Here is a 15,016-nt window from a genome sequence, read left to right as displayed (position 1 = left end):
CTAGCGATGCTCGAGAGCGCTGGCCCATTCGGCCAGCGGCAATTCTGGTTGCTGCTGCCAGATGCGTTGCCAGATCTGCCGGAGCCGATCCATGTCGCCGCGCTCGCTGGGCAGCCGTTCGACATGGTCGATCAGCCGCCAGTCATCGGCCACTCGTTCGGCCAGGGCAAAACGGAAAGGGTGAAAGCCGGTCATGCCCAGTCGCAGATCGGTGACCAGCAGCAGGTCGTCGATCACGTCATAGCGCATTACGCCGCCGGTAAACCACTGCAGGCGTTCATGCTGCGGCGAGTCGGCCAGCACCGTCGCGAGCCCTTCGTTGCGTGGCAGGCGGACCAGCTCGGGTGGCGCCGTGTCGAACCAGCCGACCAGCGTTTCGTAGTAATCCTCGCCGTCCACCAGGATCACGCGCCAGAGCAGGCTGTTGAAGGGCGTCGGCGTGCTGAACAGCTGCTGGGCTTGCAGGTCGTTACGCGTCAGAACGGCTTCGACGCGGCGTTCCGCCATCTGCTTGCCGGTCAGGGTAAAGCCCAGATACAGCGTGGACAGGATCAGCGCCGCGGTCTTCCAGCGGGTCGCCCGGCCGCCAAAGCCGGCTATCGCACCGGCCAGTACGGCCAGTAGCAGTGGCACGCTGTACAGCGGGTCGATGATGAACACGCTGGACCAGGCGATGGGCGCCGAGGTAAGTGGCCATAGCAGTTGCGTGCCGTAACTGGTGAAGGCGTCCAGCGTCACGTGGGTGATCAGCACCAGCCAGAGCGTGAGGAACAGGCGCATGCCGGAATAGTCCGGGTGCGGACGTATTCGCCGGATCAGCCAGGCCAGCGCTACCGCCAGCACGCTGAGGACGAACAGCGAATGGCTGAAACCACGGTGGTAGGTCGTATTGGCGACCGCGTCGCCGAAGTCGATGAGCACGTCGAGGTCGGGCAGGGTGCCGAGCATGGCGCCATAGAGCAGCGACTTGCGGCCTTGCCAGCGCCCCAGCAAGGAGGCCTGTACGCTGGCGCCCAGAAGGGCCTGGGTGATCGAGTCCATGAAAGGTTCCGGTTACGCGTGGTGCAACACCTTAGCTGAAGCGCCATGATGTTTCGGCGGGAAATCATGTAAAAGCGTGTCGACGGCGGCCGGGCCGTAGGACAATGCTGCTGTCCATCCCTGCAACGAAGGCAAGTCATGCTGGAAATCTCCAACGCCGTGCAACTGCCCGACAGCGAGATCGAACTGAACGCGATCCGCGCTCAGGGTGCCGGTGGGCAGAACGTCAACAAGGTCTCCAGCGCGGTGCACCTGCGCTTCGATATCAAGGCTTCATCGCTGCCGGCCTTCTACAAGGAGCGGCTGCTGGCATTGCGCGACAGCCGCATCACCGGCGATGGCGTGATCATTCTCAAGGCCCAGCAGTATCGAACCCAGGAACAGAACCGCGCCGATGCGCTGGAGCGGTTGGTCGAACTGATTCGCAGCGCAGCGACAGTCGAGAAAACCCGGCGCCCGACGCGCCCGACCCTCGCCTCGAAAAAGCGCAGGCTGGAGGGCAAGAGCAAGCGGGGTGCAATCAAGGCCGGGCGTGGGCGGGTGGATTTCTGATCGCTCGGCGTCTCAGGAACCGGTGCGTTGCTCCGGCTCCGGGATGGCCATGTCGTCCAGTTCTTCTTCGTTGGCCGGCTCCTGGGCGACGCCTTCGGGAGCGTCGGGCATCAGTTCCATTACTGTTGGGCTGGTGCGCAGCATCGGGGTGAAATGCCCTGGCGGCTCCGTTACCAGATCCATGACTCGACGTGGCCGCCAGAACGAGTAGAGCGCCAGCACGCCCAGGCTCACGGCGAAGAACAGCGGCAGGGCAATGGGGCCGGCCAGATGCATCAGGCCGCCGGCCACCACCGGGCCGAGGGCGGCACCGAAGCCGTTGGCCAGCAGCAAACCGCTGGATCCCGAGAGGATTTCATCGGGATGCAGTTGGTCGACCATCTGCGCCACCGCGATGGAATAGATCGAGAAGGCCAGGCCACCCCAGATGAACATCAGCCCCAGCAACAGCGGGCTGGCCGTCAGCGGGGCGATCACCAGAGCGAGCAGCGCGGCGATGGCCACCACCCAGAGCATCACCACACGCCGTTCGTGCTTGTCGGAAAATATCCCGATGGGCCATTGCAGCACGGCGCCGCCAAGAATCGTCACGCTCATCAGCAGGCCGACCCCGGCCGCATCGAAGCCCACCTGGCTGGCGTAGACCGGAGCCAGGCCCCAGAAGCCGCCGAGGGAGAACCCAGATATGCCGGCGCCCATCAGTGGCAAGGGGGCGATACGAGCCAGCTGCAGCAGGTCGGTGGGCGGCATTTCCGGCTGCACCGGTTGTGCCTGGCGGGTGAGGGTGATCGGCATCAGCGCCGCGCAGATCAGCATGGACGACAGGGCGAACAGGGTGAACGCCATGGGGCTGTCGAGGCTCAGCAGCTGTTGCGCCGCCGCCAGCGCGCCGAGGTTCACGGCCATGTAGAGGGCGAACACCTGGCCACGCTTCTCGCCGCTGACCTGGGCGTTGAGCCAGCTTTCGATGACCATGTACAGCGTGACCAGCGCGACGCCATAGAGCAGCCGCAATGCCAGCCAGACCCAGGGATTGACGATCAGCACGTGCAGCAGCACCACCACCGTCGCCACCCCTGCGTAGAAGGCGAAGGTGCGAATGTGCCCGACGCGACGAATCAGCGAAGGGGCCAGCCAGGTGCCGATGAGAAAGCCCGCGAAGTAACCTGACATCAGCAGGCCGACCATGCCCGTGGAGTAGCCCTCGGCTACGCCGCGAAGCGTCAGCAGGGTATTGAGCAGGCCATGGCCGAGCAGAAGCAGCGCAACTCCTGCGAGCAGCGAGCTGATGGGGGCTAACAAGGTCCTCATGGCAAACAACCTTAAACGAGTGAGCCGGAATGGCAAGTGGCACAGTCGCCGTGCTCGCCTTCGAAACAGCCTGGATAAGCCGATGAATTTGCGTCGATCGGCCTGATCGATGGATTGCCTGTCGCGTGATCGACACGCGGGCAACCGAAGCGGTGTCTTTCAGCAGACTCGGTAAGCCTGCCCCGGGTTCACCTCAGGCAGACGTCTCTTCGCCCTTGAGCGTGGCGATCAAGGCCCGCACGCTGCCGGGTAGCGCGTCCAGCTCGCGTACCAGGATGCTGCGTTCGCGCACCGCCCAGGGCTCGTCCAGCTCGACCATGGCCAGGCGCATGGTGCGGCTGTGCCGGCGACCCGCCGATTCAGGGATGATGCCGATGCCGACGCCGGCCTCGATCATCCGGCACACGGCTTCGAAGCTGGAAACCTGGATGCGCAACGACAGATTGCCACCCAGCCGCTCGACCTGATCGCGCAGGAAGCTCAACAGGGTGCTGCCTTCGTGCAGGCCGATGTGCTGGTAAGTCAGGGTCTGGCGCAGGGTTACCTTCTTTTCCGTCGCCAGCGGATGCCCTACGGGCAGCGCCAGCAGCAGGCGGTCGGTGCTGAAGTGCAGGACCTGCAGGCCCTCGGCCTGCACCGGGCCGGCGATGATGCCCATGTCCGTGGAACCGTCCAGCACGCCGCGGACGATGTCGCGGCTGAGCTTCTCCTGCAGGTCCACCGTGACGCCGGGGCGCTTGGCAAGAAAGCCGGCCAGCACCTCCGGCAGAAACTCGGTGACCGCCGTGGTGTTGGCGAAGATGCGGATATGCCCCGCCTGGTCGGTGCCGTATTCGGTGAACTCGCTCTTCAGGTAGTCCACCTGACGCATGATCAGGCGGGCATGTTGCAGCAGCTTGTGGCCGGCCGGGGTCAGTTCCACGCCGCGGCTGTCGCGGTACAGCAGGCGGGTGTCGAGCTGGCCTTCCAGCGCCTTGATGCGCGCGCTGGCAGCGGCCGGCGAGAGATGCGCGCGCCGTGCACCCTGGGTCAGGCTGGGGGATTCGGCGATATGGATGAACAGGCGCAGGTCGGCCAGGGCGAAGTGCATGGTGCTGTCCGATTGAGGGAACGGCGTTCAGCATAGCCGAACGCTGGTGTCGGTAAATACAAATTCTCGGAACGCCGGCTTCGTTGCATCCTGCGGCAAAACAACACAGCGCGGACCACAAGCGATGACCGACTCTGCTTTGACTGCCTGGATCGGGCGCACCCAGGATGTTCACGATCAACTGAGCCGCAACCTGATCCAGCGTATCGCCGCGACGTTCGGCGAGCCGAATCCGGGCCATGGCGAGCCCTTGCCACCACTGTGGCAGTGGTGCTTCTTCCAGGACACGATGGCCGAGGCCGGTCTCGGCCAGGATGGCCACCCGGCGCGGGGCGGCTTTCTGCCTCCGGCCGGCGACCGCAACCGCATGTGGGCCGGCGGACGTCTGGAGTTCCACGAGCCGCTGAAAGTCGGCGGCGAAGCCAGCCGCACCACCACCATTCTCGACGTCGTGGAAAAGGTTGGCCGCACGGGCGCACTGCTGTTCGTCACCCTGCGCCACGACTATTCCCAGGACGGCCGCCTGGCCATCCGCGAGGAGCAGGACATCGTCTACCGCGAGCCGAGCCCGCCGAAGCTGTCCGGCAGCGAGCCCTTGCCAATCGGCGACTGGCGCGAAGCGGTGGAGCCGACGCCGACACTGCTGTTCCGTTACTCGGCAGTCACCTTCAACGGCCACCGGATTCATTACGACTGGCCCTACGTCACCGAGACCGAGGGCTACCCGGGGCTGGTGGTGCACGGCCCGCTGATCGCCACGCTGAACCTGCGCGCTTTCTGCCGCGCCAACCCCGACGCGCGTCTGCGCCGCTTCGCCTACCGCGGCCTGCGCCCGCTGATCGCGCCGCAACCGTTCGAAGTGGGTGGTCGCATCGTGGCGCCGGGCAAGGCCGAACTCTGGGCCGGCAATGCCGATGGCATCGCGCAGAAGGCCGAGGTGGAGTTCGAGTGAGGCGGACGCCAGCCCCTCACCTCTGACTTCTTTCCGAGGTGCAGAGTGAGGGACAAACGGACATCCGTAGGAGCGAGCTTGCTCGCGAACCGAGTCCACTCTTCGCGAGCAAGCTCGCTCCTACCCTGGAATTTGAGGAATCAATATGAACCCGTACCTGAACGACGAATACAACGCTATCCGCGAAGGCGTGCGTGCCCTCTGCGCCGAGTTCCCCGCCGAGTACTGGCGCAAGATCGACGAGGAGAAGGGCTTTCCCGAAGCCTTCGTCACCGCACTGACCGAAGCCGGCTGGCTGTCGGCGATGATCCCGGAAGAGTACGGCGGCTCGGGCCTGGGCCTGGCCGAAGCCTCGATCATCCTCGAAGAGGTCAACCGCTGCGGCGGCAACTCCGGCACCGTGCACGGGCAGATGTACAACATGTTCACCCTGCTGCGTAACGGCAGCGAGGAACAGAAGCGCTACTACCTGCCGAAACTGGCCAGCGGCGAGTTGCGCCTGCAATCGATGGGCGTGACCGAGCCGACCACCGGCACCGACACCACCAAGATCAAGACCACGGCGGTGAAGCAGGGCGACAAGTACATCATCAACGGCCAGAAGGTGTGGATCTCGCGCATCCAGCATTCGGACCTGATGATCCTGCTGGCCCGTACCACCCCGCTGGCTGAAGTGCAGCGCAAGGCCGATGGCATGTCGATCTTCCTCGTCGATCTGCGTGAAGCCATCGGCAACGGCCTGACCGTTCAGCCGATCGCCAACATGGTCAACCACGAGACCAACGAGCTGTTCTTCGACAACCTGGAGATTCCGGCCAGCAGCCTGATCGGCGAAGAGGGCAAGGGTTTCCGTTACATCCTCGACGGCCTGAATGCCGAGCGCACCCTGATCGCCGCCGAGTGCATCGGCGATGGCCGCTGGTTCATCGAGAAGTCGGCGCAGTACGCCCGCGACCGCGTGGTGTTCGGCCGTCCGATCGGGCAGAACCAGGGCGTGCAGTTCCCCATCGCCGAAGCGCACATCGAGATCGAGGCGGCCGACCTGATGCGCTGGCGCGCCTGCGAGGAATACGACGCCGGGCGTAACGCCGGTGCCGCCGCCAACATGGCCAAGTACCTGGCGGCGAAAGCCTCGTGGGAGGCGGCCAACGCCTGCCTGCAGACCCACGGCGGCTTCGGCTTTGCCAACGAATACGACGTGGAGCGCAAGTTCCGCGAGACGCGGCTGTACCAGGTGGCGCCAATCTCCACCAACCTGATTCTTTCCTACGTGGCCGAGCATCTGCTGGAGCTGCCGCGCTCGTTTTAACGAGGACGAACGAACGTAGGGTGGAAAACGGCGAAGCCTTTTCCACGCGTAACGAACAGGCGACACGGCTGGTGGAAAAGACCTGCGGTCGTTTTCCACTCTACGACTGCGTGGGCACCGACCACCGACGCAGAGTGCCGAGCGGTGCGTTCCCACGCAGGAGCGTGGGAATGATCAACCAAAGGAGCGAAAGGAGAGACGCCATGCAGATCAGTCATCTCGACCATCTGGTGCTGACCGTCGCCGACCTCGACGTCACGACGGATTTCTACAGCTGCGTGCTCGGCATGCAGGCGGTGACCTTCGGCGAAGGGCGCAAGGCGCTGGCGTTCGGCGGGCAAAAGATCAACCTGCACCAGGCCGGGCGCGAGTTCGAGCCCAAGGCCGAGCGGCCGGTGCCGGGCTCGGCGGATCTCTGCTTCATCGTCGCCACGCCGCTGGAAGAGGTCATTGCGCACCTCGAGCGCCAGGGCGTCGCCATCCTCGAAGGCCCGGTACGGCGTACCGGCGCCATCGGACCGATTCGCTCCGTCTACCTGCGCGACCCGGACCTGAACCTGATCGAACTATCCAACCCACTGGAGCCGACCGCATGAGCCAGCACACCCAGGCGCTGACTGAATTTCTCGCCGGGCTCGCTTACGAGCAGATTCCCGACGCGGTGCTCGCCCGCACCGAAGACCTGTTTCTTGACTGGCTCGGCTCTGCCCTGGCCAGCGCGGAATCGCACCCCATCCCGCTGTTCGAGCGCTATGCGCAGCAGATGGGCCCGGCGGAAGGGCCGGCGCGCATCTTCGTCAACGGCAAGAGCAGCAGCGCCTATTTCGCCGCGCTGGTGAACGGCGCCAGCTCGCACCTGGTGGAGCAGGACGACCTGCACAACAGCTCGGTGTTGCACCCGGCCACGGTGGTGTTCCCGGCGGCGCTGGCAGCCGCGCAGGACCTGGGCAAATCCGGCCGCGAGCTGCTGGTGGCTTCGGTCGCCGGCTACGAGGCGGGTATTCGCATCGGCGAATTCCTCGGCCGCTCGCATTACCGCATCTTCCACACCACCGCGACCGTCGGCACCCTGGCCGCCGCTGTGGCGGTGGGCAAGCTGATGGATTTTGACCAGCAGCAGTTCACCCATCTGCTGGGCAGTGCCGGCACCCAGGCCGCCGGCCTCTGGGAGTTCCTCCGCGACGCCGCCGACTCCAAACAGCTGCACACCGCCAAGGCCGCCGCCGATGGCCTGCTTGCGGCCTACTTGACGAAAGACGGCCTGACCGGCGCGCAGAACATCCTCGAAGGCGAGCAGGGCATGGCCGCCGGGATGTCGAAGGACGCAAATCCGGCCGCACTTTCCGATCGCCTCGGCAGCCGCTGGGCGCTGGCGGAAACCTCGTTCAAGTTCCATGCCTCCTGCCGCCATACCCATCCGGCCGCCGATGCGCTGCTGGATCTGATGCAGCGCGAGCAGCTGGGCGCCGACGACATCGCCAGCGTCATCAGCCGCGTGCACCAGGGCGCCATCGATGTACTGGGCCGCGTGGTGGTGCCGCAGACGGTGCATCAGGCGAAGTTCTCCATGGGCACGGTGCTGGGTCTGATCGCCCTCTACGGCAAGGCCGGACTGACCGAATTCCATACCCATGCACTTACCGACCCGCGTGTCGGCCAGTTCCGCGAGAAGGTCTCGATGATGCTCGACGCCCAGGTGGACGACGCCTATCCGGCGCGCTGGCTCGGCCGCGTCGAGGTGAACACCCACGACGGACGCACGCTGCACGGCGCCATCGACGAACCCAAGGGCGACCCGGGCAACACCCTCAGTCGTGCCGAGCTGGAGGACAAGTTCCGGCGTCTTGTGCAGTTCTCCGGTGCGCGCAGCGCGGATGAGGCCCAGGCGCTGATCGAGCAGGTCTGGCGCTTGCGCGAGATCGACGATCTGAACGCGCTGGTCTGACGGAACGTAGGGTGGAAAACGGCCGCAGGTCTTTTCCACCGACGGTTCGGAGCACGATTCCGTAGCGCTGGCAGCAGCCGGAACGGAGCGGACGTTACCGCGGCAGGACTTGAACGAACGCGTGGAAAAGGCTTCGCCGTTTTCCACCCTACGCCGAATTTGCAGGAACCTGATATGAACGACACAACCGCCAAACCCCGCCCACTCGACGGCATCACCGTGGTCAGCCTCGAGCACGCCATCGCCGCGCCGTTCTGCACGCGCCAGCTGGCCGACCTCGGGGCCCGGGTGATCAAGGTGGAGCGGCCCGGTTCCGGTGACTTCGCCCGCGGCTATGACGAGCGCGTCGACGGCCTGGCCTCGCATTTCGTCTGGACCAACCGTTCCAAGGAAAGTCTGACCCTGGACGTCAAGCAGCAGGATGCCGTCCAGGTGCTCGACCAGCTGCTGGCCAAGGCCGACGTGCTGGTACAGAACCTTGCTCCGGGCGCTGCGGCGCGCATGGGGCTGTCCTTCGAGGCACTGCACGAGCGTTTCCCGCGGCTGGTGGTGTGCGATATCTCCGGCTACGGCGAAGGCGGTCCCTACGAACAGAAGAAAGCCTACGACCTGCTGATCCAGTCCGAAGGCGGTTTCCTCTCGGTCACCGGCGGTCCGGGTGAAGATGAAATGGCCAAGGCCGGTTGCTCCATCGCCGACATCGCCGCCGGCATGTACGCCTACACCGGTGTGCTCTCGGCATTGATGCTGCGCGACAAGACCGGCAAGGGCAGCCGTGTGGACGTCTCCATGTTGGAAAGCCTGGTGGAGTGGATGGGCTACCCGCTGTACTACGCCTACAAGGGCGCCACGCCGCCACCCCGGGCCGGCGCCGCCCACGCCACCATCTACCCCTACGGGCCGTTCCCCACCGGTGACGGCGGTACCGTGATGCTCGGCCTGCAGAACGAGCGCGAATGGCTGCTGTTCTGCGAGAAGGTGCTGTTGCAGCCGGAGCTGGCGCGGGACGAGCGCTTCTCCGCCAACTTCAAGCGTTCGGAAAACCGCGCCGCGCTGCGCGCCATCATCGTCGAAGCCTTCTCCCGGCTGAGCGCCGAAGAGGTGATTGACCGCCTGGACAACGCACCCATCGCCAACGCCCACGTCAACGACATGGCTGGCGTCTGGGCGCATCCGCAACTCAAGGCGCGTGGTTGCTGGAGCGAGGTGGACAGCCCGTCCGGCAGCTTGCCGGCCTTGCTGCCGCCAGGGCGCAACACCGCCTTCACGCCGCGCATGGATCCGATCCCCGCGCTGGGCCAGCACACCGATGCGCTGCTCGCCGAGCTGGGCTACGCGCCCGGCGATATCCAGCGCCTGCATCAGCAGGGAGCGGTATGAGCGACCTGTAGGAGCCAGATGGCCGGCGATCCAGTAACTTCACTGCTTCGCCTTCGCCAGCAAGCTCAAACTGGCCCCTACCGAAACGACAGACAAAAGGAACGACCATGAATTCGAACATCATCCGCACCGCGCTGTTCGTCCCGGCCACCCGCCCCGAGCGCATTCCCAAGGCGCTGGCCACCGGAGCCGATGTGGTGATCGTCGATCTGGAAGATGCGGTGGCCGAGGACCTGAAGCGCGAAGCGCGGGACAACCTCGATGCCTTCCTCAGCGAGAACTCACAAGCGCGGGTGTTGGTGCGTATCAACGCGCCGACGCACCCGGAACAGGCCGACGACCTGGCGCTGTGTGCACGCCATGCCGGTGTATCTGCTGTGCTGCTACCGAAGGTGGAAAGCGCCGTACAGGTGGCGCGGGCAGCCGGCTGCGGCAAGCCGGTGTGGCCGATCATCGAAAGCGCGCGCGGGCTCGTTCATCTGGCGGAAATCGCCCACTCCCAGAGTGTCGAGCGTCTGTCCTTCGGCGCGCTGGATCTCGGTCTGGACCTGGGTATAGCCAGCGGCACCGCCGGCGCCGAGCGCATCCTCGACCAGGCCCGCTACGCATTGCTGTTGCAGTCGCGCCTGGCCGGGCTGGCCGCGCCGCTGGACAGCGTATTCCCCGACATCAAGAACCTGCACGGTCTCGCCGAGACCACGGCCGCCGCCCGCGACATGGGCTTCGGCGGCCTGCTGTGCATTCACCCCAGCCAGGTGGCTGTGGTGCATGAAACGCTGATGCCCGACGCGGAAGAACTGGCCTGGGCGCAGCGCGTCCTCGCGGCCGGGGCTTCCGGCGAAGGCGTCTTCGTGGTGGACGGGCAAATGGTCGACGCGCCTGTCGTCGGCCGTGCCCGTCGCCTGCTGCAACGTGCCGGGCAAGCGCTGCCCTGAGGCTGCGCTGTCACACACGTACCAACCGACAAGAACAAGAGGGGTACTACCATGTTGAAAACCACCGTCAAGGCGCTTGCGTGCGCACTGTCCCTGACCGCCGGTCTCGCTTTCGCCGATCCGATCACCATCAAGTTCGCCCATGTGGTGGCGGACAACACGCCGAAGGGGCAGGGCGCTCTGCTGTTCAAGAAACTGGCCGAGGAGCGCCTGCCGGGCAAGGTGAAGGTCGAGGTCTATCCGAACTCCTCGCTGTACGGCGACGGCAAGGAAATGGAAGCCTTGTTGCTCGGCGACGTGCACATGCTGGCGCCGTCGCTGGCCAAGTTCGAGCACTACAACAAGGGCATCCAGATATACGACCTGCCTTTCCTGTTCGACGACATCGAGGCCGTCGACCGCTTCCAGGCCAGCCCTCAAGGGCAGAAGTTGCTCAGCAGCATGGAAGACAAGGGCATCACCGGCCTGGCTTACTGGCACAACGGCATGAAGCAGCTGTCGTCCAACAAGGCGATGCATGAGCCCAAGGACGCCCGCGGCCTGAAATTCCGCGTGCAGGCCTCCAACGTGCTCGACGAGCAGTTCAAGGCGATCCGCGCCAACCCGCGCAAGATGAGCTTCTCGGAGGTCTACCAGGGCCTGCAGACCGGCGTGGTCAACGGCACCGAGAACACCTGGTCGAACTACTACAGCCAGAAGGTGCACGAAGTGCAGCCGTACTTCACCCATTCCGAACACGGTGTGATCGACTACATGGTGATCACCAACACCAAATTCTGGAAAGGCCTGCCGGACGATGTTCGTGGCGAGCTGAAAACGATCATGGACGAGGTCACCGTCGAGGTGAACCGTCAGGCGGACGACCTGAATCGCGAAGCGCGTGATGCGATCGCCAAGGCGGGTACCAGCGAAATCATCGAGCTGACCCCCGAGCAACGCGCCAAGTGGCGCGAGGCGATGCAGCCGGTGTGGAAGAAGTTCGAAGGCGAGATCGGCAAGGAGCTGATCGAAGCGGCGCAGGCCTCGAACCAGCAGTAAGAACCCTGGATGGCTGTCGCAGCGCGGCAGCCATCCAGCTTTCGATCAGACCGCCGCTTCCTGCATCCACTTCGGCTTCGGGTAGCGGCGATCGGCTTTGCCGGCCTTGAGCACCGAGCCGGGCACTTCATGGCCCACCAGCTCGGGAAGGCTCGCAGCGCACTGCAGCAGCTGGTCGAGATCGACACCGGTCGCTTGCCCCATGCGCTGGAACATGTGCACCAGGTCTTCGGTGCAGATATTGCCGCTGGCGCCAGGCGCATAAGGGCACCCACCCAGCCCGCCCAGGGACGCGTCGAAACGGTCGATGCCGGCGTTCAGCGCTGCCAGCGCATTGGCCAGGCCCATGCCGCGGGTGTTGTGGAAATGCGCGGTGAACACGGCATCGGGCCAACGGCTCAGCGCCTCGCGGCAGATGCGCTCGACCTGCGTCGGGTCGGCCATGCCGGTGGTGTCGCAGAGGGTGATGCCCTGCACGCCGATCTCCAGCAGGCGCTGCACCAGTTCGTACACGCGCGGCTCCGGCACCTCGCCCTCGAAGGGGCAGCCGAAGGTGGTCGACAACGAGGCGTTGACGAACACCCCGCTGCCGCGGGTGACCTCGATGATCTCGCGGAACTGCGCCAGCGACTGCTCGGGCGTCATGCGCAGGTTGGCCAGGCCGTGGGTGTCGCTGGCCGACATCACCAGGTTGATCTCGTCCACCGCACAGGCCAGCGCGCGTTCGCAGCCCTTCACGTTGGGCACCAGCACGGTGTACTCGACGCCCGGCACGCGGCGGATGCCGCGCATCACCTCCTCGGCGTCGCGCAGGTTGGGGATGGCCTTGGGCGAGGTGAAGGAGGTGACCTCGATCTTCGCCAGCCCGGTCTGCGAGAGGCGGTCGATCAGCGCGATCTTGTCCGCGGTCGGCACGAAGTCCGGCTCGATCTGGAAGCCGTCGCGGGTGGCGACTTCCTGGATATACAGGCGTTTGCTCATGGTTGAGTCCTGTCGGTTCTGGGCGTCGTAGGGTGGATGACGCTCCACCCATCCACCGTTACGGGAATGTCACGGTGGATGAAAAGTCATCCACCCTATGAAGCTTGTGGCTTTTTCAGATGATTCCGCGCTCGCGCAGGCCCTGGCGTTGTTCGTCGGTGAGGCCGAGCCCGGCCAGCACGTCGTCGGTGTGTTCGCCCAGTTGTGGGCCGCCATGGCCGATGCGTCCCGGCGTGCGCGAGAGCTTGGGCAGCACGCCCGGTACTTTCAACGGGCCGGCGAAGGTCTCGACCTGCTCGATCATCTGCCGCGCCAGGTAGTGCGGATCCTCGACGATGTCGGCGGCGGTATAGGGATAGCCGGCCGGCACGCGTGCGCCCTTGAGCGCTTCGATCACCTCGTCGCGGTCGTGCTGTGCGGTCCACTCGCCGATGGCCGTGTCGATCAGCTCGGCGTGCTGCGCGCGGCCGTCGTTGTGGGCGAAGCGCGGGTCGTCGGCCAGGTCCGGGCGGCCCATCAGGGTCATCAGCCGCTTGTAGATGCTGTCGCCATTGCCGGCGATCAGCACGTAGGCGCCGTCCCGGCACAGGTAGGAGTTGGACGGCGTGATGCCGGGCAGCGCGCTGCCGGCCGGCTCGCGGACGTAGCCGAAGGCGTCGTATTCGGGCACCAGGCTTTCCATCATGGCGAACACCGACTCGTACAGCGCCACGTCGATCTCCTGGCCCAGGCCGCTGCGACCGCGTTCCTGCAGGGCCAGCAGCACGCCGATGACGCCGTAGAGCGAGGACAGCGAGTCGCCGATGCTGACCCCGACGCGCACCGGCGGCTGGCCCGGATGGCCGGACAGGTGGCGCAGGCCGCCCATGGCCTCGCCGATCACGCCGAAGCCCGGCAGGTCGCGGTAGGGGCCGGTCTGGCCGTAGCCGGAGATGCGCAGCATGATCAGGCGTGGGTTGAGCTTCGATAGCTCGTTCCAGCCCAGGCCCCATTCCTCCAGCGTGCCGGGGCGAAAGTTCTCGATCAGGATGTCGGCCTCGGCCACCAGTTGGCGGACAATGGCCTGGCCTTCGGCGGCCTTGAGGTCCAGCGTCACCGAGCGCTTGTTGCGCGACTGCACGTGCCACCACAGCGAGGTGCCGTCCTTGAGCTTGCGCCACTTGCGCAGCGGGTCGCCGACCTTCGGCGGCTCGATCTTGATCACCTCGGCGCCGAATTCGCCGAGCAGCTTGCTGGCGAAGGGGCCGGCGATCAGCTGGCCCATCTCGATCACCTTGAGGCCCTGCAGCGGCAGGCTCTTCTCTGTCTGTTGGCTCATCGCAACACCTGTGCGGGATGGTTCATGGCGCAGAGCATGACCGACGCCCGCGAAGCCGACAATTGATCGATGGCCAAGGTATGCTTCGCGTTTCGCGAAGGGATTGTCCGTCAGGCTCTGAAGTACGGGGTTTGAGGTGATACAAACTTCGCCACCTGCGAATACGGAAGGGCTCTTCATGCGTCGTATCGATTTCGTCACCCTGCGCCTGTTCGTCGCCATCGCCGACGAGCGCAGCCTGACCCGCGCCGCCGAGCGCGAGCACCTCGCCCTGGCGGCGGTGAGCAAGCGCGTCAGCGATCTGGAGGGCCAGCTCGGCGTCAGCCTGCTCTATCGCCAGCCCAAGGGCGTCGAGCTGACGCCGGCGGGCCACGCGCTGCTGCACCATGCGCGCAACCTGCTGGACAATCTGCAGCAGCTGGATGCCGATCTCAGCGAATTCAGCCAGGGGGTGAAGGGCCATGTGCGCATCCACGCCAATACATCGGCGGTGATCGAGTTCCTGCCCGAGGACCTCAGCGTCTTCGCCCGCCGGCACCCGGAAGTGAAGATCGACCTCGAGGAACGCGTCAGCAGCGACACCCTGCGCGCGCTGCGCGAGGGGCTGACGGATATCGGCATCTTCGCCGGGCACATGCCGGCCGAGGACCTGCAGGTCTTCAATTACCGCGAGGACCGGCTGGTGCTGGTCACCCCGCGCGAGCATCCGCTGGCGGCGCGCGATCGCATCGCCCTGGGCGATGCGATCGGCTTCGACTTCATCGGGCTGCAGCAGGACGCCTCGCTGCACGCCCTGCTGCAGCAGTCGGCCCAGCAGATGGGCACGCCGCTGCGCCTGCGCATCCAGGTGCGCAGCTTCGAGGCGATCTGCCGGATGATCCATACCGGCATGGGCGTCGGCGTGCTGCCCGAGCAGGTGGTGCGCAACTATCTGCCGGCGCTGGACGTGGCGATCGTCCCGCTGAGCGATCCCTGGGCGCGCCGCGAGCTGAAGATCGGCGTACGCAACCTGGACAGCCTCTCGGTCACCGCGCGGCAGATGCTCGAATACCTCACCGCTCGCGAAGGCAGGGGCCCGGAAACGGCGGGATAAGGCGATAGAAGGGCGCAGCCTTCGCGAACGGCGAAGCCAAGCTTGGCCAAATAGCAATTCAGCGGGGCGCG

14 protein-coding genes are annotated in these 15,016 nt (G+C 65.6%); 9 read left to right on the top strand and 5 right to left on the bottom strand.

Features of this window, described 5'->3' with window-relative positions; translation table 11 throughout:
- The gene (locus EA795_RS07405; RefSeq protein WP_122076401.1) at window positions 1–1,041 is read right to left on the bottom strand and encodes a metal-dependent hydrolase; all 1,041 of its coding nucleotides are present in this window, start codon (window positions 1,039–1,041) and stop codon (window positions 1–3) included.
- A gap of 138 nt (window positions 1,042–1,179) precedes the next feature.
- On the opposite strand from EA795_RS07405, the gene arfB reads away from it, so the two are divergent.
- Complete coding sequence (gene arfB / locus EA795_RS07400) at window positions 1,180–1,593, top strand: alternative ribosome rescue aminoacyl-tRNA hydrolase ArfB (protein ID WP_058076580.1); 414 nt, start codon at window positions 1,180–1,182, stop codon at window positions 1,591–1,593.
- Between the two features lie 12 nt (window positions 1,594–1,605).
- Here the strand turns inward: arfB and EA795_RS07395 are convergent, their stop codons facing one another.
- Both EA795_RS07395 and EA795_RS07390 read right to left on the bottom strand, forming a co-directional pair.
- A complete protein-coding gene (locus tag EA795_RS07395) occupies window positions 1,606–2,904 on the bottom strand; it encodes an MFS transporter (protein ID WP_122076399.1) in 1,299 nt (432 codons plus the stop codon).
- A gap of 193 nt (window positions 2,905–3,097) precedes the next feature.
- A complete protein-coding gene (locus EA795_RS07390) occupies window positions 3,098–3,994 on the bottom strand; it encodes a LysR family transcriptional regulator (RefSeq protein ID WP_122076396.1) in 897 nt (298 codons plus the stop codon).
- Window positions 3,995–4,118: 124 nt separating this feature from the next.
- Between EA795_RS07390 and EA795_RS07385 the strand changes: the two genes are divergently transcribed.
- From EA795_RS07385 to EA795_RS07355, 7 genes are all read left to right on the top strand, one after another.
- Entirely contained in the window at window positions 4,119–4,946 is an 828-nt protein-coding gene (locus EA795_RS07385) for an HTD2 family dehydratase (RefSeq protein ID WP_122076393.1), read from the top strand.
- 145 nt (window positions 4,947–5,091) lie between these two features.
- Complete coding sequence (locus tag EA795_RS07380; RefSeq protein ID WP_014852205.1) at window positions 5,092–6,255, top strand: acyl-CoA dehydrogenase family protein; 1,164 nt, start codon at window positions 5,092–5,094, stop codon at window positions 6,253–6,255.
- 203 nt (window positions 6,256–6,458) lie between these two features.
- A complete protein-coding gene (locus EA795_RS07375) occupies window positions 6,459–6,851 on the top strand; it encodes a VOC family protein (RefSeq protein ID WP_122076391.1) in 393 nt (130 codons plus the stop codon).
- A complete protein-coding gene (locus EA795_RS07370) occupies window positions 6,848–8,200 on the top strand; it encodes an MmgE/PrpD family protein (RefSeq protein WP_122076389.1) in 1,353 nt (450 codons plus the stop codon). The genes EA795_RS07375 and EA795_RS07370 overlap by 4 nt, the downstream gene beginning before the upstream one ends.
- A gap of 174 nt (window positions 8,201–8,374) precedes the next feature.
- Entirely contained in the window at window positions 8,375–9,580 is a 1,206-nt protein-coding gene (locus EA795_RS07365; RefSeq protein ID WP_122076387.1) for a CaiB/BaiF CoA transferase family protein, read from the top strand.
- Between the two features lie 107 nt (window positions 9,581–9,687).
- Window positions 9,688–10,515 carry an HpcH/HpaI aldolase/citrate lyase family protein gene (locus EA795_RS07360; protein WP_122076385.1) on the top strand — a complete coding sequence of 276 codons (828 nt, stop codon included), beginning with the start codon at window positions 9,688–9,690 and terminating at the stop codon, window positions 10,513–10,515.
- 51 nt (window positions 10,516–10,566) lie between these two features.
- Complete coding sequence (locus EA795_RS07355) at window positions 10,567–11,553, top strand: TRAP transporter substrate-binding protein (RefSeq protein ID WP_122076382.1); 987 nt, start codon at window positions 10,567–10,569, stop codon at window positions 11,551–11,553.
- A gap of 45 nt (window positions 11,554–11,598) precedes the next feature.
- Here the strand turns inward: EA795_RS07355 and EA795_RS07350 are convergent, their stop codons facing one another.
- Entirely contained in the window at window positions 11,599–12,534 is a 936-nt protein-coding gene (locus EA795_RS07350; RefSeq protein WP_122076380.1) for a hydroxymethylglutaryl-CoA lyase, read from the bottom strand.
- A 115-nt stretch (window positions 12,535–12,649) separates the two neighbouring features.
- Entirely contained in the window at window positions 12,650–13,852 is a 1,203-nt protein-coding gene (locus EA795_RS07345) for a CaiB/BaiF CoA transferase family protein (protein WP_122076378.1), read from the bottom strand.
- Window positions 13,853–14,030: 178 nt separating this feature from the next.
- Here EA795_RS07345 and EA795_RS07340 point away from each other — a divergent pair, with 178 nt between their 5' ends.
- Window positions 14,031–14,945 carry a LysR family transcriptional regulator gene (locus EA795_RS07340; RefSeq protein WP_014852213.1) on the top strand — a complete coding sequence of 305 codons (915 nt, stop codon included), beginning with the start codon at window positions 14,031–14,033 and terminating at the stop codon, window positions 14,943–14,945.
- Window positions 14,946–15,016 lie beyond the last annotated feature (71 nt).

This window comes from Stutzerimonas nitrititolerans (assembly GCF_003696285.1).
In the GTDB taxonomy this organism is placed as follows: Bacteria; Pseudomonadota; Gammaproteobacteria; order Pseudomonadales; family Pseudomonadaceae; genus Stutzerimonas; species Stutzerimonas nitrititolerans.
The sequence above is the reverse complement of the archived record's forward strand: the minus strand, read 5'-3'. Positions and strand labels throughout refer to the sequence as shown.